The sequence below is a fragment of the Streptomyces albidoflavus genome (genome assembly GCF_000719955.1).
GTDB classification, from domain to species: Bacteria; Actinomycetota; Actinomycetes; order Streptomycetales; family Streptomycetaceae; genus Streptomyces; species Streptomyces albidoflavus.
On sequence record NZ_JOII01000006.1, the window covers coordinates 1 to 19419 of the forward strand.

At 73.9% G+C, this 19419-nt stretch carries 15 protein-coding genes and 2 pseudogenes; 14 read left to right on the forward strand and 3 right to left on the reverse strand.

Going from position 1 to position 19419, the window contains the following annotated elements:
* From IF45_RS32160 to holA, 5 genes and pseudogenes are all read left to right on the forward strand, one after another.
* Nucleotides 1-2648, forward strand: a pseudogene (locus IF45_RS32160) (ComEC/Rec2 family competence protein); the annotation flags it as partial.
* 226 nt (nucleotides 2649-2874) lie between these two features.
* Nucleotides 2875-3720 carry an arylamine N-acetyltransferase family protein gene (locus IF45_RS33805; RefSeq protein WP_030306442.1) on the forward strand — a complete coding sequence of 282 codons (846 nt, stop codon included), beginning with the start codon at nucleotides 2875-2877 and terminating at the stop codon, nucleotides 3718-3720.
* Between the two features lie 133 nt (nucleotides 3721-3853).
* The gene (locus IF45_RS0107795) at nucleotides 3854-4741 is read left to right on the forward strand and encodes a YceI family protein (protein ID WP_008407313.1); all 888 of its coding nucleotides are present in this window, start codon (nucleotides 3854-3856) and stop codon (nucleotides 4739-4741) included.
* A gap of 68 nt (nucleotides 4742-4809) precedes the next feature.
* Nucleotides 4810-5085 carry a hypothetical protein gene (locus IF45_RS0107800; protein ID WP_010637831.1) on the forward strand — a complete coding sequence of 92 codons (276 nt, stop codon included), beginning with the start codon at nucleotides 4810-4812 and terminating at the stop codon, nucleotides 5083-5085.
* Nucleotides 5086-5357: 272 nt separating this feature from the next.
* Nucleotides 5358-6347, forward strand: a complete 990-nt coding sequence (gene holA / locus IF45_RS0107805; RefSeq protein WP_008407311.1) for a DNA polymerase III subunit delta — start codon at nucleotides 5358-5360, stop codon at nucleotides 6345-6347.
* Between the two features lie 338 nt (nucleotides 6348-6685).
* Here the strand turns inward: holA and rpsT are convergent, their stop codons facing one another.
* A complete protein-coding gene (rpsT, locus tag IF45_RS0107810) occupies nucleotides 6686-6952 on the reverse strand; it encodes a 30S ribosomal protein S20 (RefSeq protein WP_003947998.1) in 267 nt (88 codons plus the stop codon).
* Nucleotides 6953-7242: 290 nt separating this feature from the next.
* On the opposite strand from rpsT, the gene lepA reads away from it, so the two are divergent.
* From lepA to IF45_RS34385, 5 genes and pseudogenes are all read left to right on the forward strand, one after another.
* Nucleotides 7243-9114: a translation elongation factor 4 gene (lepA, locus tag IF45_RS0107815; protein ID WP_008407308.1), complete on the forward strand. Its 1872-nt coding sequence runs from the start codon at nucleotides 7243-7245 to the stop codon at nucleotides 9112-9114.
* A gap of 463 nt (nucleotides 9115-9577) precedes the next feature.
* Nucleotides 9578-11464 carry an AMP-dependent synthetase/ligase gene (locus tag IF45_RS0107820; RefSeq protein WP_003947996.1) on the forward strand — a complete coding sequence of 629 codons (1887 nt, stop codon included), beginning with the start codon at nucleotides 9578-9580 and terminating at the stop codon, nucleotides 11462-11464.
* A 102-nt stretch (nucleotides 11465-11566) separates the two neighbouring features.
* Nucleotides 11567-12799: a radical SAM family heme chaperone HemW gene (gene hemW, locus IF45_RS0107825; RefSeq protein WP_008407307.1), complete on the forward strand. Its 1233-nt coding sequence runs from the start codon at nucleotides 11567-11569 to the stop codon at nucleotides 12797-12799.
* A gap of 126 nt (nucleotides 12800-12925) precedes the next feature.
* Nucleotides 12926-13030, forward strand: a pseudogene (locus IF45_RS34380) (Uma2 family endonuclease); the annotation flags it as partial.
* Nucleotides 13031-13207 (forward strand): hypothetical protein, encoded by a 177-nt coding sequence (locus tag IF45_RS34385; RefSeq protein WP_010637828.1) that lies wholly within the window; start codon nucleotides 13031-13033, stop codon nucleotides 13205-13207.
* An 8-nt stretch (nucleotides 13208-13215) separates the two neighbouring features.
* Here the strand turns inward: IF45_RS34385 and IF45_RS0107835 are convergent, their stop codons facing one another.
* Together IF45_RS0107835 and IF45_RS0107840 are read right to left on the reverse strand one after the other, a co-directional pair.
* Entirely contained in the window at nucleotides 13216-14049 is an 834-nt protein-coding gene (locus IF45_RS0107835) for a DUF3097 domain-containing protein (protein WP_003947993.1), read from the reverse strand.
* Between the two features lie 9 nt (nucleotides 14050-14058).
* Nucleotides 14059-14799, reverse strand: a complete 741-nt coding sequence (locus IF45_RS0107840; RefSeq protein WP_030306449.1) for an MBL fold metallo-hydrolase — start codon at nucleotides 14797-14799, stop codon at nucleotides 14059-14061.
* Between the two features lie 220 nt (nucleotides 14800-15019).
* Here IF45_RS0107840 and hrcA point away from each other — a divergent pair, with 220 nt between their 5' ends.
* The 4 genes from hrcA (at nucleotide 15020) to IF45_RS0107860 (ending at nucleotide 19144) form a co-directional block, all read left to right on the forward strand.
* Nucleotides 15020-16036 carry a heat-inducible transcriptional repressor HrcA gene (gene hrcA, locus IF45_RS0107845; protein WP_003947991.1) on the forward strand — a complete coding sequence of 339 codons (1017 nt, stop codon included), beginning with the start codon at nucleotides 15020-15022 and terminating at the stop codon, nucleotides 16034-16036.
* Complete coding sequence (gene dnaJ / locus IF45_RS0107850) at nucleotides 16037-17176, forward strand: molecular chaperone DnaJ (RefSeq protein WP_030306451.1); 1140 nt, start codon at nucleotides 16037-16039, stop codon at nucleotides 17174-17176.
* A 154-nt stretch (nucleotides 17177-17330) separates the two neighbouring features.
* On the forward strand, nucleotides 17331-18416 hold the full coding sequence (locus tag IF45_RS0107855; protein WP_003947989.1) for a nitronate monooxygenase: 1086 nt from the start codon (nucleotides 17331-17333) through the stop codon (nucleotides 18414-18416).
* A complete protein-coding gene (locus IF45_RS0107860; RefSeq protein ID WP_030306453.1) occupies nucleotides 18413-19144 on the forward strand; it encodes a 16S rRNA (uracil(1498)-N(3))-methyltransferase in 732 nt (243 codons plus the stop codon). Before IF45_RS0107855 ends, IF45_RS0107860 begins: the two co-directional genes overlap by 4 nt.
* Nucleotides 19145-19419: the final 275 nt, after the last annotated feature.

Below are 19419 nucleotides of genomic sequence, written 5' to 3' on the forward strand. Positions count from 1 at the left end.
GTGGCCGGGACGAGCCGGACGAGCCGGACGGGCAGGACGGGCCGGGTGGCCGGGGCGAGGACGGTCGTCGACGGGCGGGGCCTGACCGTGGTGCGGGTGTGGGGGAGCGGGGACCCGTGGATCTGCGGTTGGCGGTGCCCGCGGTGGCCGCGTGGGGTGCTGCGGCGCTGCTGGTCGGTGTGGGGCCCGGGTGGGCGTGGGGTGTGGTGGGGGTGGCGTTGCTGGGGGCCGGGTGGGTGCTGGCGGGGGCGTGGGGAGGGCGCGAGGCGGATGGAGCCGGCCGGGGCGGGGTGCCGGCCGGGCCGGGAGTGCGAGGGCGTGGCCGGTCCGGGGCCGGGCGCCGGAGGGGTTCCGGGAGCGGCCCGGTGTCCTCGCGCGCCCTCGCGAAGGCGCCGGTGCCCGGGGTGCGGCGGACCAGGCTCTGTGTCGCGGCGGCCCTGCTCTGCGCGGCGGCCGGAGCCGCTTCGGCCGGGCTGCACGGGGCCGACCGCCACCGGGGGCCCGTGCCGGAGCTGGCCGGGCGGCACGCGCGGGTCACCGCCGAGGTGGAGGTGACGGGGGACGCCCGTCCCGTACGGCAGCCGGGCGGGACGGCGGGGGACGAGTCGGGGCGGCCGCCCTCGCTGCTGGTCGACGGCCGGATCGTCGGCGTGGCCGAGGCGTCCGGCGCGGCGGTCCGGACGCGTACCCCCGTGCTGCTGATCGTGCCCGTCCCCGACCGCGCGGACGGTGACCGGTGGCGCGGGCTGCTGCCCTCGACGCGGCTGCGGCTGACCGGGCGGCTCGCCCCGCCGCTCGACCCCGGCGGGCCCCACGCCGCCGTCCTGCGGCCCGCCCGGCCCGGCCCACCCGTGGTGACCGGTGAGCCCAGCCGCCTCCAGCAAATCGCGGGGGAGTTGCGCGCCGGTCTCCGGACGGCTTCCGAAGGGCTGGAGGCGGACGCCCGGGCGTTGCTGCCCGCCCTGGTCGTCGGCGACACCGGGCGGGTCCCGGACGACCTGCGGGAGGCGTTCCGGGCCACGGACCTGACCCATCTCATGGCGGTCAGCGGCTCCAACCTCACCATCGTGCTGGCCCTGCTCATCGGGCCGCCGGGCCGCGCCCACCGGGCCGAACGCGGCGGACTGGCACCGCTGCTCGGACTCGGCCTGCGCACCACGGCCGTCGCGGGCGGCGCGCTGACCCTCGCCTTCGTCATCGTCTGCCGGCCCGAACCCAGCGTGGTGCGGGCCGCCGCCTGCGGAGCCGTGACCCTGCTGGCCGTCGCCACCGGCCGCCGCCGCAGCCTGGTCCCGGCACTCGCCGCCGCGGTGCTGCTGCTCTCCCTCTGGGACCCGTGGCTGGCGCGCGGCTACGGCTTCCTGCTGTCGGTGCTCGCCACGGGGGCACTGCTGCTGCTCGCACCCCGCTGGAGCGAGGCGCTCCGGGAACGCGGGGTACCGGCCCGGATCGCCGAGGCGGTGGCGGCGGCCGCAGCCGCACAGGCGGTCTGCGCACCGGTCGTCGCGGTGCTGTCGGCGCGCGTCGGCCTGGTCGCGGTCCCCTGCAACCTCGTCGCCGAGTTCGCCGTGGCCCCGGCCACCGTGCTCGGCTTCACCGCCCTGGCCCTGGCGCCCGTGCTGCCCGGCGCCGCCGAACTGGTCGCACGAGGCGCGGGTCTGCCCGCCGGGTGGATCGCCGGGGTGGCGCGGACCGGGGCCGCGCTGCCGGGGGCCGGCTTCGGCTGGCCGGGCGGCTGGGGAGGCGGCGCCCTGCTGGCCCTCGTCACGGTCGTCGTGGTCCTGGCGGCGCGCCGTCTGCTGCGCGGGCGGCGCCTGGTCGCGGTCGCCGTCGCGGTGCTGCTGGTGCTGTTCGTGGTGCAGCCGCCCGGCGTCACCCGCGTCGTCACCGGGTGGCCTCCGCCGGGGTGGCGGATGGTCCTCTGCGACGTGGGCCAGGGCGACGCGCTCGTCCTCGCCGCCGGCCCGGGCGCGGCCGTCGTCGTCGACACGGGTCCCGACCCGCTCGCCGTCGACCGGTGCCTGCGCGTGCTCGGGATCAGCCGCGTTCCCCTGATCGTCCTGACCCACTTCCACGCCGACCACACCAGTGGCCTCGCCGGGGTCCTGCGCGGCCGCTCGGTCGGCCTGGTCGAGACGACCGCCCTCGCCGACCCGCCGGCGCAGGCCGCCCTGGTCCACCGCACCGCGGCGGGAGCCGGTGTCCCGGTGCGGGTCGCCTCGGCGGGGGAGGCCCGCCGGGCGGACGGCGGGCTCAGCTGGGAGGTGCTGTGGCCACCCGCCCCGTCCGGGCCGGACGCGCGGCCCTTCGGCACGCCGGACGGTGCCAACGACGCGAGCCTCACCCTGCTCGTCCGCACCGCCGGGCTCACTCTCCTGCTCCTCGGAGACCTGGAGCCACCGGGCCAGCGGGCACTGGCCCGTACCGGACGGGTCCCGGCCGGCGTCGACGTGCTCAAGGTCGCGCACCACGGTTCCGCGCACCAGGACCCCGGGCTGCTGGCGGCGGCAGCGCCCCGCCTCGCCGTCGTCTCGGTCGGCGCGGACAACGGCTACGGCCACCCCGCGCCGAGCACCCTCGCCGCCTTCCGCGACCGGGGCGTCCCCCTCCACCGGACCGACCGGCAGGGGGACATCGCGGTACTGGGCGGGGACGGAGACGGGGACGGTGGCGGGGCCGGTCGCCCGGGTTCCCGCGCGACCGGCGGCGTACCTCCCCTGCGGGTCGCCACCCGTGCCGGGGGTGCCGCCGGAACCGCGGCGGCCGGCGGAGGCGAGGCGTTCACCGTGGCGCGGGACGACACTCCCGCCGGCGGGCCTCCGGGGAGCCGGGCCGGGGCGACCGGCGCCCCGGCCCGCCTGGAACGCTTGGCCCATGGACAAGATCATGACCGACGCCTACCTCCGGCGGCTCGGCGTCGACCGCCCGGCCCGCCCGGACGCCGCCGCCCTGCACGCGCTGCACCTGGCCCACCTGCTGGCGGTGCCCTTCGAGAACCTCTCCGTCCACTTCGGCGAGGAGATCCGGCTCGACGGGGACAGCCTCGCCGAGAAGATCGCCGTGCGCCGCCGAGGAGGCTTCTGCTACGAACTGAACGGGGCCTTCGGCACCCTGGCGGACGCTCTCGGCTACCGCGTCGACTTCCTCCAGGCCAGAGTGCTGGACCGGGAGGGCCGCCCGGGCATCCCCTACGACCACATGACGCTGCGGATCGAGGACGCGGACGGCGGCCGGTGGCTGGCCGACGTCGGTTTCGGGGCGTACCTCCACCGCCCGCTCGCCTACGACGAGCGGGGCGAACAGCGGGACGGGGGCGGCCTCTTCCGGATCGAGGCGGCGGACGGCGGCGACCTGGTGGTGGTCCAGGACGGCGTGGCGAAGTACCTGTGGGAGGAACGGCCCCGGGCGCTGGCGGACTTCCGGGCCGGCTCCTGGTGGCACCGGACCTCGCCCGACTCGCACTTCCGGCGCTCACTGGTGTGCTCCCTGCCCACCCACGGCGGGTCCGGCCGGATCACCCTCAGCGGGCGCACCCTCAAGGCGACCGGCGCCGCCGTGGCCGAGGACGCGCCCGCCGACGCCACCCACACCCGCGAACTGGACTCCGACGCCGAGGTGCTGGAGGCGTACCGGACCTGGTTCGGCATGGAGTTCACCACCGTGCCGGAGGCCGCCCCGTTGCCGCACGGGGCTGGCTGTTGCCGTGAAGTAAGAGGGTGAGAAGGGGAGTTGGCCGGTAAGAGCAGTTGCGGGTGATTCGGACGGTCGGGGGTGAGTTGCCCCGAAAGTGGGGGCGGTGATCGAATGGGTGGGCTAAACGGTAGTTGTTCCGCGGCGTTGGAGGGTGGTCCCCATGTTCGGCTTCGGTGCGAAGCGGCGGGCTCGGCAGGCGGCGGGGCCGCTCTCCACCGTCGAGGTGCCGCCCACGGCCGGGGTGCTCAGCGGGCGGATCGTCGACGGCGAGCAGCGGGACGAACCGGTGCGGCACGCCGAGTTCACCCTCAGCGATTCGCTGGGGCGGACCGTGATCGAGGGTGGGCTCGACCCGTACGGCTCGTTCGTGGCGACCGTGCCGGCGGGGGAGTACCGGTTCGCGGTCTCGGCCGACGGACGCCGTCCCTTCCGGTCCTCGGTCGCGGTGGACGAGGGCGGTCACACGGACCTCGGCGACCTCCCGCTGGACAGCGTGCAGCCGCCGACGCTGCCCGCGCCCGGCGACTGGGACGTGGAGCCCGCGCACTCCTCGATCGCCTTCACCGCCCGGCACATCGGGCTGGCCCGGGTGCACGGCCGGTTCAACGTCTTCGCCGGTGCGGTGCGGATCGCCGAGCGGATGGAGGAGTCGGCGCTGCACGTCGTCATCGACGCCGCCTCGATCGACACCAACGTCCCCGCCCGCGACAAGCACCTGCGCTCGCCCGACTTCCTCGACGCGGCACGCTTCCCGACGCTGGAGTTCTACGGCGACCGCTTCGCCCACCGGGGCGGCAGCCACTGGGCGGTCACCGGCGCGCTCTCCCTGCACGGTGTCACCCGTACGGTCACGCTGGAGACCGAGTACCTCGGGCTCGGCCACGGCATGGAGGGCGAGACCCGGGCCGCCTGCCGGGCCGTCACCGAACTCCACCGCGACGACTTCACCGTCAGCTGGCAGACGATGCTGGCCAAGGGCATCGCGGTCGTCGGGCCCAGCATCACCATCGAGCTGGACATCCAGATCGTCCCCAAGGCCGTCGGCTGAGCCGCCCCACGGGGAAGCGGGCACCGGCCGGTTTCCCCTCGCGGCCGGGCGCCGGTGAGAATGGCCCGGTGAGTGAAGAGAACGCCGCCGTCCCCGCCGACGAGGAGCCCCGCCACGTCCTGGTCCTCCCGGACCGCGACGCCGCCGAGGAGGCCGCCACCGAACTCGCCGCCCGCTTCGGCCTCCGCGAGGAACCCCAGCTCGTCCGCGACGCCCTGGCCGGCGAGGACGACGCCGAGGACGCCCAGTGGCTGCTGGTCCTGACGGCCGCCGCGGGCGACCTCGACCCGGCGGAGCTGGACGCCTTCGCGGGCGAGTGGGACGGCTGGCGCGAGGAGCCGTAGGCCGGCGCACGGCCGCCCGCCCTTCCGCCGGTGCCGACGGGGGCCGGGTCCGCCTCTGGTGGGAAGTCGCCATGCTTGCGGTGCCGGGATTCCGCTCGGCGTCGTCAGCGACGTCGGCTGGGACCTGCGGGCCACCTTCGCCAAGGACGGCGGGGCTGCGGGCGCCGGGCTGCGGTCGTACGTCTTCCCGGTGGGTGCCGCAGTGGGGCTCCGGGTGTCCGGCGTGACCGGTGGCGGACCCGTGTCGGTGGCCCGTGGGATGCTGGACGGCGATGCCCAGGAAGACTGCCAACGACGATCCGCTCGCCCCGCTCACCCTCGCCGTGGGCCAGGAGGATCTGCTTCTCGACCGCGCCGTGCAGCAGGTGGTGGCCGCCGCCCGTGCCGCCGACGCCGACACCGACGTACGCGACCTCACCTCGGACCAGCTCCAGCCCGGCACCCTAGCCGAGCTGACCAGCCCCTCGCTCTTCGCGGAGCGGAAGGTGGTCGTGGTGCGCAACGCCCAGGACCTGTCGGCGGACTCGGTCAAGGACGTCAAGGCGTACCTCGGGGCGCCGGTCGAGGAGATCACCCTCGTCCTGCTGCACGCCGGGGGAGCCAAGGGCAAGGGGCTGCTCGACGCGGCCCGCAAGGCGGGGGCCCGCGAGGTCGCCTGTCCGAAGATGACCAAGCCCGCCGACCGGCTGGCCTTCGTCAGGAGCGAGTTCCGGGCGCTGGGGCGTACCGCCACCCCGGAGGCGTCCCAGACGCTGGTCGACGCCATCGGCAGTGACCTGCGGGAGCTGGCCTCCGCGGTGACGCAGCTCGCCGCCGACGTCGAGGGGAACATCGACGAGGCGGTCGTCGGGCGGTACTACACCGGGCGCGCGGAGGCGTCGAGCTTCACCGTGGCCGACCGGGCGGTGGAGGGGCGCACGGCGGAGGCGCTGGAGGCCCTGCGCTGGTCGCTGTCGACCGGGGTGGCGCCGGTGCTCATCACCAGTGCGCTGGCGCAGGGGGTGCGGGCCATCGGGAAGCTCAGCTCCGCGCGTGGGGGGCGGCCCGCCGACCTCGCCCGGGAACTGGGGATGCCGCCCTGGAAGATCGACCGGGTCCGGCAGCAGATGCGGGGGTGGACCCCCGACGGGGTCGCCACCGCCTTGCGTGCGGTCGCCTTGGCCGACGCCGGGGTCAAGGGGGGCGGGGACGATCCCGAGTACGCCCTGGAGAAGGCGGTCGTCGCCATCGCCACGGCCGCGCGGGCGCGACAGGGGCGCTGAGTCTCTTTCCGGCGTGGCCGCCTTGCCCGGTGGCCTCAATCGCCGGCCGGGCTCACATGTGAGCCCGGCCGGCGATTGAGGCCAATCAGTGAGCGGAAGGACCACCTGCGGTCAGCTGAAGGCGGTGCCCGGCACCCGAGCGGAAGATCAGGCGGCCAGGGACGCCGAAACCCCCGCCCCGCCCTGGGGAAGGGCGGAACGGGGGTTCCGGTTCACTGCTGTGCTGGGTCCCGCACCCGCGTGGCGAACGCAGGCCGCGTGCGGGAACCGGGGTGCCGGCCGGGGAGCGGATGAGAGGGCCCGCTGTGGTCCCTGGCCGACGGTCGGATCAGATCCGGTCAGCCCTTGAGGGCGGCAGTCTGGGTGGCCAGCGCCGACTTCTTGTTGGCGGCCTGGTTCTTGTGGATGACGCCCTTGGAGACGGCCTTGTCGAGCTGGCGCGACGCGGCGCGCGTGTACTCGGTGGCCTTCTCCGCGTCACCCGCGGCCACGGCCTCGCGGGCCTTGCGGATAGCGGTCTTGAGCGACGACTTGACGGCCTTGTTGCGCAGGCGCGCCTTCTCGTTGGTCTTGTTCCGCTTGATCTGGGACTTGATGTTCGCCACGAAAGAGCCTTTACAGGTTCAGGTTGGGTGTTTCCGGTCGTGTCCCGACGCTGAGAGGGCTACGAGACACATCGGGCCAGGCTACCAGCGGCCCCACGCACGGCCCAAACCGGTCGCCGGTCCCCGCGCATGGGACGATGGGGGCCGCGGACCCCGGGGGTCGTGTGCCGGCCCGGTGGGCGCGCCCAGGCGGCGTGAGCCCACCCGAGGTGAGGCGCGTACTGCCCCCGTCCGGCTCCGCGCCGCCCGCCCGCCTCGACGTCTCGACGTCTCAAGAACCAGGACCACGCGTGCCCGCGACCCCCAGCCACGTTCCCGAGCCGAGTCGCACGGACCCGGCGCTGATCCGTAACTTCTGCATCATCGCCCACATCGACCACGGCAAGTCCACGCTGGCCGACCGGATGCTTCAGCTGACCGGCGTCGTCGAGCAGCGTGCGATGCGCGCGCAGTACCTCGACCGGATGGACATCGAGCGCGAGCGCGGCATCACCATCAAGTCGCAGGCCGTGCGTCTGCCGTGGGCCCCCACCGAGGGCCCCGACCAGGGCAGCACGCACATCCTGAACATGATCGACACCCCCGGCCACGTCGACTTCACCTACGAGGTCTCCCGGTCGCTCGCCGCCTGCGAGGGCACGGTCCTGCTGGTCGACGCGGCCCAGGGCATCGAGGCGCAGACCCTCGCCAACCTCTACCTGGCGATGGAGAACGACCTCACGATCATCCCGGTCCTCAACAAGATCGACCTGCCGGCCGCCCAGCCGGAGAAGTTCTCCGAGGAGCTGGCCAACCTCATCGGCTGCGACCCCTCCGACGTGCTCAAGGTCTCCGCCAAGACCGGCATGGGCGTCGAGGCGCTGCTCGACAAGGTGGTCGCCGAGGTCCCCGCCCCGGTCGGCGTCAAGGACGCCCCGGCCCGCGCGATGATCTTCGACTCGGTCTACGACTCGTACCGCGGTGTCGTCACCTACGTCCGGGTCGTCGACGGGCAGCTCAACAAGCGTGAGCGCATCCGGATGATGTCCACCGGCGCCACCCACGAGCTGCTGGAGATCGGCACCAACTCCCCGGAGATGCTCCCCGCCGACGGGCTCGGCGTGGGGGAGGTCGGCTACCTCATCACCGGCGTGAAGGACGTCCGCCAGTCCAAGGTCGGTGACACGATCACCTCGCTGTCCAAGGGCGCCGAGGTGCCGCTCGGCGGCTACAAGGACCCGAAGCCGATGGTCTTCTCGGGGCTGTACCCGCTGGACGGCTCGGACTACCCGCTGCTGCGCGACGCCCTCGACAAGCTCCAGCTCAACGACGCGGCCCTGGTCTACGAGCCGGAGACCTCCGCCGCGCTCGGCTTCGGCTTCCGCGTCGGCTTCCTCGGCCTGCTCCACCTCGACGTGATCCGCGAGCGGCTGGAGCGCGAGTTCAACCTCGACCTCATCGCCACCGCGCCCAACGTGGTCTACCGGGTCAACATGGAGGACGGCACCGAGCACCAGGTGACCAACCCCAGCGAGTTCCCCGAGGGCAAGATCGACGAGGTGTACGAGCCGGTGGTGCGCGCCACGATCCTCGCGCCCAGCGAGTTCATCGGCGCGATCATGGAACTCTGCCAGTCGCGGCGCGGCGTGCTGCTCGGCATGGACTACCTCTCCGAGGACCGGGTCGAGATCCGCTACACCCTGCCGCTGGCCGAGATCGTCTTCGACTTCTTCGACCAGCTGAAGTCCAAGACCCGCGGCTACGCCTCCCTGGACTACGAGCCCACCGGCGAGCAGAGCGCCCACCTGGTCAAGGTCGACATCCTGCTCCACGGCGACAAGGTCGACGCCTTCTCCGCCATCACCCACCGCGACCAGGCGTACGCCTACGGGGTGCGGCTGGTCGCGAAGCTGAAGGAGCTGATCCCGCGGCAGGCCTTCGAGGTGCCCGTGCAGGCGGCGATCGGCTCCCGGGTGATCGCCCGCGAGACCATCCGCGCCATCCGCAAGGACGTCCTCGCCAAGTGCTACGGCGGTGACATCTCGCGTAAGCGGAAGCTGCTGGAGAAGCAGAAGGAGGGCAAGAAGCGGATGAAGATGGTGGGCTCGGTCGAGGTCCCGCAGGAAGCCTTCATCGCGGTGCTGTCCAGCGACGACAGCGGTGGCGGCAAGGCCAAGAAGTAACCCTCGCGGAAGCGAGGCGGAGCGCGGGTGAGGCGCCCGTCCGGCGGTGGCCGGTCGGGCGCCTCCGTGCGTCCGGGGACAGGCGCCCCGGCCGTGCGGCGGCACCGACTGGCCGGAATTCGCCCTCCCGGCGGCCGGGTCCCGCCTCCGGAACACCGTCTGTGGATGTCCCGTACACGGATCGTGGGGGAGTGGTGCGGGGTGTGGCGGCGGGGCACGGCGGTGCGGCCGGGCGCCGGAGCCGGGCGGTGTGTGACCGGACGCACGGGTGGTCCCCGGTTCCCCGGCGGCGGTCGGGGGGATAGTGGCAGGACCAGCAATTGGTGGAAAGTGACAGGTCGCAGCCTCTTACGTGACGGGCGGTGGCGCTCTACCCTGATCACTGCTCGATGGTTACTCGCAAGTTAAACAACAGCCGCACCACCAGTCAGCAGCACGCACTGTCGCGGGCCCGGAGGATGTCGTGAGCGACGCACAGACCATGATCGAGAACCGGCCGCCCTCTGTGGCCACGCTTTTCCTTGAGCGCGTGGAGGCCACCCCCGACGGCGAGGCATACCGTTACCCGGTGCCGTCGGCCCAGGAGGGCCCGGACGACTGGAAGTCGCTGAGCTGGCAGCAGGCCGCGACCAGGGTCTTCGCCATCGCGGCCGGCCTGATCGAACTCGGCGTCGACGCCGAGCAGCGGGTCGCCCTCGCCTCCGCCACCCGCGTCGAGTGGATCCTCGCCGACCTCGGCATCCTCTGCGCCGGAGCCGCGACCACCACCGTCTACCCCTCCACCAACGCCGACGAGGCCGCCTTCATCCTGGCCGACTCCGAGAGCCGCGTCCTCATCGCCGAGGACGCCGAGCAGCTCGCCAAGGCCCGCGAGAAGCGTGCCGAGCTGCCCCACCTCGCCCACGTCGTGGTCCTCGACCCGGCCGGCGCCGAGGCGGCCGAGGGCGACCCGGAGGGCTGGGTGCTCAGCCTCGCCGACCTGGAGAAGCGCGGCGCCGCCCGGCTGGAGCGCGAGCCCGAGCTGATCAAGGAGCGGGTCGCGGCGATCACCGCCGACCAGCTCGCCACCGTCATCTACACCTCCGGCACCACCGGCCGCCCCAAGGGCGTCCGGCTGCCGCACGACAACTGGTCGTACATGGCGAAGGCCATCGCCGCGACCGGCCTCGTCGGCCAGGACGACGTGCAGTACCTGTGGCTGCCGCTCGCCCACGTCTTCGGCAAGGTGCTGACCTCCGGCCAGATCGAGGTCGGCCACGTCACCGCCGTCGACGGCCGGGTCGACAAGATCATCGAGAACCTGCCGGTCGTCCAGCCCACCTACATGGCGGCCGTCCCGCGCATCTTCGAGAAGGTCTACAACGGCGTCGCCGCCAAGGCCCGCGCGGGCGGCGGAGCCAAGTACAAGATCTTCCAGTGGGCCGCCGAGGTCTCCCGCGAGTGGGCGAAGACCACCCAGGACAACTTCCGCCGTACCGGCAAGGCGTCCGCCCCCGCCGCCCTGAGCGCCAAGCACGCCGTCGCCGACAAGCTCGTCTACGCCAAGATCCGCGAGGCGTTCGGCGGCCGGCTGCGGGCCTGCATCTCCGGCTCCGCCGCGCTCGCCCCCGACATCGGCTTCTTCTTCGCCGGCGCCGGCGTGCACATCCTGGAGGGGTACGGCCTCACCGAGACCAGCGCCGCCTCCTTCGTCAACCCGGGCGAGGCGTACCGCACCGGCACCGTCGGCAAGCCGCTCCCCGGCACCGAGGTCCGGATCGCCGAGGACGGCGAGATCCTGCTGCGCGGCCCCGGCGTCATGGAGGGCTACCACCAGCTCCCCGAGAAGACCGCCGAGGTGCTGGAGGGCGACGGCTGGTTCCACACCGGCGACATCGGCGAACTCTCCGCCGACGGCTACCTCAAGATCACCGACCGCAAGAAGGACCTGATCAAGACCTCGGGCGGCAAGTACATCGCCCCCGCCGAGGTCGAGGGCCAGTTCAAGGCGATCTGCCCGTTCGTCTCCAACATCCTGGTCCACGGCGCCGACCGGAACTTCTGCACCGCCCTCATCGCCCTGGACGAGCCGACCCTGCTCGGCTGGGCCAAGGAGCAGAACCTCCCGGCCACCACCTACGCCGAGATCGTCGCCCGCCCCGAGACGCAGGCGCTGATCGAGGGGTACGTCAACCGCCTCAACGAGGGTCTCCAGCGGTGGCAGACGATCAAGAAGTTCAAGCTCCTCCCGCGCGACCTCGACATCGAGCACGGCGAGCTGACCCCCAGCCTCAAGCTGAAGCGCCCCGTCGTGGAGCGTGAGTTCGGGCACCTCATCGACGAGATGTACGCGGGCACGCGCGAGGCCTGACCAGGCCCGCGCGCCCCGAGGCGCACCCCGCCGGACCCCGGCCGGACGGTCCCCGCGACCGCCGGGCCGGGGTCCGGCCGCGCGTGCGGGACAATGGACCCCATGCCTTCCGCACTCCCCGACGGTGAGCCCGTGCCCGCAGACGGCACGCTGCCCGCCTCCGCCCTCGACGGTGCGGCCGACCGCCCCCTCGGCTTCTACCTGCACGTGCCGTACTGCGCGACCCGCTGCGGCTACTGCGACTTCAACACCTACACCGCGACCGAGCTGCGCTCCTCCGGCGGGGTCCTCGCCTCCCGCGACAACTACGCCGACACCCTCGCCGACGAGGTCCGCCTCGCCCGCAAGGTCCTCGGCGACGACCCGCGCGAGGTCCGCACCGTCTTCGTCGGCGGCGGCACCCCCACGCTGCTGGCCGCCCGCGACCTGGTCCGGATGCTGGAGGCGGTCCGCTCGGAGTTCGGGCTCGCCCCCGACGCGGAGATCACCACCGAGGCCAACCCGGAGTCCGTCGACCCCGCCTACCTCGCCGAGCTGCGCGAAGGCGGCTTCAACCGGATCTCCTTCGGCATGCAGAGCGCCCGGCAGCACGTCCTGAAGGTGCTGGACCGCCGGCACACCCCCGGGCGCCCCGAGGCCTGCGTCGCCGAGGCCCGCGCCGCCGGCTTCGACCACGTCAACCTCGACCTGATCTACGGCACCCCGGGCGAGAGCGACGACGACTGGCGCGCCTCGCTCTCGGCGGCCGTCGGCGCCGGGCCCGACCACGTCTCCGCGTACGCCCTGATCGTGGAGGAGGGCACCGGTCTCGCCCGCCGCATCCGGCGCGGCGAGGTCGCCCCCACCGACGACGACGAGCACGCCGACCGCTACCTCATCGCCGACACGATGCTCGCCGAGGCCGGCTACCACTGGTACGAGGTCTCCAACTGGGCCACCACCGAGGCGGGCCGCTGCCTCCACAACGAGCTGTACTGGCGCGGCGCCGACTGGTGGGGCGCGGGCCCCGGCGCCCACAGCCACGTCGGCGGCGTCCGCTGGTGGAACGTGAAACACCCCGGCGCCTACGCCGCCGCCCTCGCCGACTCCCGCTCCCCGGGCGCCGGCCGCGAACTCCTCACCCCCGAGGACCGCCGCGTCGAACGCATCCTCCTGGAACTCCGCCTCGCCGACGGCTGCCCCCTGGCCCTCCTCAACCCGGCCGGCCTCGCCGCCGCCCGCCAGGCCCTGACCGACGGCCTCCTCGCCGAAGCCCCCTTCGCCGAGGGCCGCGCCGTCCTCACCCTGCGCGGCCGCCTGCTGGCGGACGCCGTGGTGCGGGACCTGGTGGACTGAGGGCGTGCTGCCGGACGAGGGGCCACGCCCCGGGGTCGCGGACTTCTACGAGGCGCTGGCCGTGCCCGACTGGAACGCGGCAAGGGACCGGATCACGGCCGCCTGCTCCCCGCCGAGCTGGTCACCCTGCTCGTCGAGGTCGTCTCCCGCTCCAGCGTCGACCGGGACTACGGCGACAAGCGGTCGATCTACGCGGCCGGGGGCGTCCCCGGTTACCTGATCGTCGACCCCATGGCCGCCCAGTGCGTGCTGCTCACCGAGCCGTACGGCGAGGGTGAGCAGGCCGACTACGGGGTCGAGCAGACCTTCTCCTTCGGGCTGGGCGTGCCCGTGCCGCTGCTCGGTGTCGAGCTGGAGACGGCGGAGTTCCCGACACTGCCGCCGGTCAAGCGGCACCGGCGGCCCTGAGGGCGCGCCTATCCGGCCTCGGGCGGGGCGGTGACGAAGTCGATCAGTTCCTCGACGCGGCCCAGCAGGGCGGGCTCCAGGTCCTTGTAGCTGCGGACGGCGGGGAGGATGCGGCGGTGCCAGGCGGCGCCGGTGTCGGTGGGCCAGCCCAGGGCGCGGCAGGTGCCGGTCTTCCAGTCCTGGCCGCGGGGGACCTCGGGCCAGGCGTCGATGCCGACCGAGGCGGGCTTCACCGCCTGCCAGATGTCGATGTACGGGTGGCCGACGACCAGAGCGTGCGGGCTGCTGACGGCGGCCGCGATGCGGGACTCCTTGGAGCCGGGGACCAGGTGGTCGACGAGGACGCCGAGGCGCGCGTCGGGGCCCGGCGCGAAGGCGTCGACCAGGGCGGGGAGGTCGTCGACGCCCTCCAGGTACTCCACGACGACGCCCTCGACGCGCAGGTCGTCGCCCCAGACCCGCTCCACCAGCTCGGCGTCGTGGCGGCCCTCCACATAGATGCGGCCGGCCCGCGCCACCCGGGCCCGCGCGCCCGGCACCGCCACCGAGCCCGAGGCGGTCCGGGAGGGCGTGGCGGGCGCCTGCCCGGCCTTCGGGCGGACCAGGGTGACCGGGCGGCCCTCCAGGAGGAAACCGCGCTCCACCATGGGGAAGACGCGGTGCTTGCCGAACCGGTCCTCCAGGGTGACCACCGGACCCTCGGCCGACTTCTCGCAGCGGATCACCGCGCCGCAGAAGCCGCTGGCGGGCTCCTCCACGACGAGGTCGGCCACCGCCTCGACCTCGGGAGCGGGATTCCGCTTCTTCCACGGCGGGGTCAAGTCCGGCTGGTAGCTGCGCATGGGCAGACGTTATGACAGGGCGAACCTGCGGGCCAGCTCATCGCGTTGGGCCCGGACGAACGCGGCGTCGACGACCGCCCCGTGCCCCGGCACGTAGACGGCGTCGGGGCCGCCGAGCGCCAGCAGCCGGTCCAGCGCCTCGGGCCAGCGCGCCGGCAGCGCGTCCGGGCCCGCCTGCGGCTCCCCGGACTCCTCGACCAGGTCGCCGCAGAACACCACGTCGGGCAGGCCCGGGACGAGGACGGCGAGGTCGTGCGCGGTGTGGCCGGGGCCGAGGTTGGCGAGGAGCGCCCTGCGTTCGCCGCCCAGCTCCACGACGGCCTCGCCCGAGACCAGGTGGCGGGGGACCACCAGAGCGTCGGCGGCCTCGCCCGCCTCGCGGGGGCCGAGCCCGTGGCGTACCGCGTCGGACTCCAGGGTGCCGGTGCGGGTGAGGGCGGTGTCCAGGCCGACGGCGCCGTGGACCTCGGCGCCCGCGAAGGCGGCGGCGCCGAAGACGTGGTCGAAGTGGGCGTGGGTCAGTGCCAGATGCGTCACACGGCGCGGGCCGCCGCGCTCCCGCAGGGCCTCCTCGGCCGCGTGGCGCAGCAGGGCGCCCTCCCGCAGGGACGCGCCCGCGTCGATCAGCAGGGCGCCGGCGGGCCCGACGGCCAGCCCGGCCGTCGCGTCCCAGCGAGGCAGCCGCAGCCGCCCGACGCCGGGGGCCGGCCACTCCCAGCGCCACTCCGGCCCGGTCCCGTACGCGTTCATCGGCTCATCACGGCTCCACCCTCTCAGGCGTCGCGCGGCATACCCGGCGGTACCGGGTGACTTCGCCGCGTCGTCCCCGGCCAGGTGTGCCCCGGCCTTGCCGCGGACACACCGGTCAGCCGTACACTGGTCCGCGACGTGGTTGGCACTCGCGCGAGGTGAGTGCCAGCAGAGGCCCGCCGAGGACGCGGGAGCGTGGCAGGCGACTGGGAGGTGCGCGGTGCTCAGTGAACGAAGGCTCGAAGTCCTGCGCGCGATCGTCCAGGACTACGTCGGCACCGAGGAGCCGGTCGGCTCGAAGGCGCTGACCGAACGCCACCGGCTCGGCGTCTCCCCGGCCACGGTCCGCAACGACATGGCCGCGCTGGAGGACGAGGGGTACATCGCCCAGCCGCACACCAGCGCGGGGCGCATCCCGACCGACAAGGGGTACCGCCTCTTCGTCGACCGGCTCGCCGACGTGAAGCCGATGACGGCACCCGAGCGGCGTGCCATTCATCACTTCCTCGACCAGGCCGTCGACCTCGACGACGTGGTGGCCCGCACGGTGCGGCTGCTCGCGCAGCTCACCCGCCAGGTCGCCGTCGTGCAGTACCCCTCCCTGACCCGGTCCACCGTCCGGCACGTGGAGCTGCTGTCGATGGCCCCGGCCCGGCTGATGCTGGTGCTGATCACCGACACCGGGCGGGTCGAGCAGCGGATGATCGACTGCCCGGCGCCGTTCGGCGAGTCCTCCGTGGCCGACCTGCGGGCCCGGCTGAACAGCCAGGTCGCGGGGCGCCGGTTCGCCGACGTGCCGCAACTGGTCCAGGACCTTCCGGAGTCCTTCGAGAGCGAGGACCGGCCCACCGTCTCGACGGTGCTGTCCACGCTCCTGGAGACCCTGGTCGAGGAGACCGAGGAGCGGCTGATGATCGGCGGCACCGCCAATCTCACGCGCTTCGGGCATGACTTCCCTCTCACCATCCGCCCCGTCCTGGAGGCGCTGGAGGAGCAGGTCGTCCTGCTCAAACTCCTCGGTGAGGCGAAGGATTCGGCCATGACCGTACGGATCGGTCATGAGAACGCCCATGAGGGCCTCAGCTCCACGTCGGTCGTCTCGGTCGGCTACGGTTCGGGACGCGAGGCAGTCGCCAAACTCGGCGTGGTCGGACCGACCCGCATGGATTACCCCGGAACGATGGGAGCGGTACGCGCAGTGGCACGTTACGTCGGACAGATCCTGGCGGAGTCGTAAGTGGCCACGGACTACTACGCCGTACTCGGCGTGCGCCGCGACGCTTCCCAGGACGAGATCAAGAAGGCGTTCCGCAGACTCGCCCGCGAGCTGCACCCGGACGTCAATCCCGATCCGAAGACGCAGGAGCGCTTCAAGGAGATCAACGCCGCCTACGAGGTCCTCTCCGACCCGCAGAAGAAGCAGGTCTACGACCTCGGCGGGGACCCCCTGTCGCAGAACGGCGGAGGCGGCGCGGGCGGCTTCGGACAGGGCGGCTTCGGCAACTTCTCCGACATCATGGACGCCTTCTTCGGCACGGCGTCCCAGCGCCGCCCCCGCTCGCGCACCCGGCGCGGCCAGGACGCCATGATCCGGCTCGACATCGAGCTGGACGAGGCCGCCTTCGGCACCACCAAGGACATCCAGGTCGACACGGCCGTCGTCTGCAACACCTGCAACGGCGAGGGCGCCGCCCCCGGCACCTCCGCGCAGACCTGCGACATGTGCCGCGGCCGCGGTGAGGTCTCCCAGGTCACCCGGTCCTTCCTCGGCCAGGTCATGACCTCCCGCCCCTGCCCCCAGTGCCAGGGCTTCGGCACCGTGGTGCCCACCCCCTGCCCCGAGTGCGCCGGGGACGGCCGGGTCCGCTCGCGCCGCACGCTGACGGTGAAGATCCCGGCCGGCGTCGACAACGGCACCCGCATCCAGCTCGCGGGCGAGGGCGAGGTCGGCCCCGGCGGCGGCCCCGCCGGCGACCTCTACGTGGAGATCCACGAGCTGCCGCACTCCGTCTTCCAGCGGCGCGGCGACGACCTGCACTGCACGGTCACCATCCCGATGACGGCCGCGGCCCTCGGCACCAAGGTGCCGCTGGAGACGCTGGACGGCATGGAGGAGATCGACATCCGGCCCGGCACCCAGTCCGGCCAGTCGGTGCCGCTGCACGGGCGGGGCATCACGCACCTGCGCGGCGGCGGACGCGGTGACCTGATCGTGCACGTCGAGGTGACCACGCCCGGCAAGCTCGACGCCGAGCAGGAGCACCTGCTGCGCGAACTGGCCAAGCTGCGCGGCGAGGAGCGGCCCACCGGCCAGTTCCAGCCCGGCCAGCAGGGCCTGTTCTCCCGCCTCAAGGACGCGTTCAACGGCCGCTCCTGAGCCACCGCCACCCGTACGCACCGGGGCCCGGCACCGCCACACGGCGGGGCCGGGCCCCGCTGCGTACCCGGCTTCGGCGATCCGGCGGGAGAGCCCGGCGGATGCGGAGGAGTCGAGATTCGGCGGGATGCGGGGGACATGGCACGATGCGCTCATGTCCCGTGCGCTGACCGACCTCTGCGATGTCCCGATCGTGCAGGCCCCGATGGCCGGCGGCGGCTCCTGCCCCCCTCTCGCGGCGGCCGTCAGCGACGCCGGGGGCCTCGGTTTCCTCGCCGCCGGCTACAAGACCGCCGACGGCATGTACCAGGAGATCACCCAGCTCAGGGCCCTCACCTCGCGCCCGTTCGGTGTCAACCTCTTCCTCCCGCAGCCCGAGCTGGCCGACCCCGCCACCATCGAGGTCTACCGCCACCAGCTCGCGGGCGAGGCCGCCTGGTACGAGACGCCGCTCGGCGACTGCGACCTGGGGCAGGACGACAACTGGGACGCCAAGCTCGCCATCCTCCTCGACGACCCCGTCCCCCTGGTCTCCTTCACCTTCGGCTGTCCCACCGCCGAGGTGATCGACTCCTTCCACCGGGTCGGCACCCGTACCGCCGTCACCGTGACCACCCCCCAGGAGGCCCGCGCCGCCGAGGAGGCGGGCGCCGACGCGCTCTGCGTCCAGGGCATCGAGGCCGGCGGCCACCAGGGCACCCACCGCGACGACCCCGAACGGGACGGCGCCGGTTTCGGCCTGCTCACCCTCCTCACCCTGGTCCGCGAGGCGGTGCACCTGCCGATGATCGCGGCCGGCGGCATCATGCGGGGCGAGCAGATCGCGGCCGCCGTCGCCGCCGGGGCGCAGGCCGCCCAGCTCGGCACCGCCTTCCTGGTCTGCCCCGAGTCCGGCGCCCCGCTGCTGCACAAGCAGTCCCTCGGCAACCCCCTGTTCACCCGCACCGAGCTGACCCGGGCCTTCTCCGGGCGCCCGGCCCGCGGCCTCGTCAACCGCTTCCTGCGCGAACACGGCCCCTACGCCCCCGCGGCCTACCCGCAGGTCCACCACGTCACCTCCCCGCTGCGCAAGGCGGCCGCCCGCACCGGCGACGCCCAGGGCATGGCGCTCTGGGCCGGGCAGGGCCACCGGCTCGCCCGCGAGATGCCCGCCGCGCAACTGGTGGAGGTCCTCGCCGCCGAGACGGCAGCCGCCGTCCTCGCTCTCGGCGGCCCGTCGCCCACAGGAGGAACCCGATGACCGCACCCGTCTTCCTCGTCGACGAGGTGTCCGCCGGCACCGTCGTCCTCGACGGGCCCGAGGGCCGGCACGCCGTCTCCGTACGGCGGCTCAACCCCGGTGAGCCCGTCGTCCTCACGGACGGGGCCGGGCGCGGGGCCTTCGGCACCGTGGTGTCGGCGGAGGGCAAGTCCACGCTGTACGTCGCCGTGGGCGAGGTCCGTGAGGAGCCCGCGCCCCGGCCGCGGATCACCGTGGTGCAGGCGCTGCCCAAGGGGGACCGGGGAGAGCTGGCCGTCGAGACGATGACCGAGACCGGCGTCGACGCGATCGTGCCGTGGGCGGCCTCGCGGTGCATCACCCAGTGGAAGGGGGAGCGGGGGCTCAAGTCGCTGGGCAAGTGGCGGGCGACGGCCCGGGAGGCCGGGAAGCAGTCGCGGCGGCTCCGGTTCCCCGAGGTGGCGGACCCGCACTCCACGCGGCAGGTGGCCGCGTTGCTCGGTGGGGCCGATTTCGCGGCGGTCCTCCACGAGGAGGGGAGCGCGCCGTTGGCGCGGGCCGCCCTGCCCGAGGAGGGGTCGATCGTGCTTGTCGTCGGGCCCGAAGGGGGGGTTTCTCCGGAGGAGTTGGCCGCCTTCGGGGAGGCGGGGGCCGGGGCGTTCCGGCTGGGGCCCAGTGTGTTGCGGACCTCCACCGCCGGGACGGCCGGGGTGGCCTTGTTGCTGGGGCGGACCGGGCGCTGGGGGTGAGCCCTGCCGGGCTCGGCTCCGGGGACGGGGTGCCCGTGGCTGGGCCGGCTTCTCGGGTGCTCGCCGGTCGGGCGTGCCCGTCACCGATGGCCTCAAGCGCCGGCCGGGCTGGTTTGGCCTCAAGCGCCGGCCGGGCTGAGTGGCCTCAAGCGCCGGCCGGGCTGAGATTTGCCCGCCGGGCTGAGGTAGCCCGGCTGAGGTAGCCCGGCTGAGGTAGGCCGGCCCGGCTGAGGTAGGCCCGCCCGGCTGAGATATGCCCGCGGGGCTGAGATATG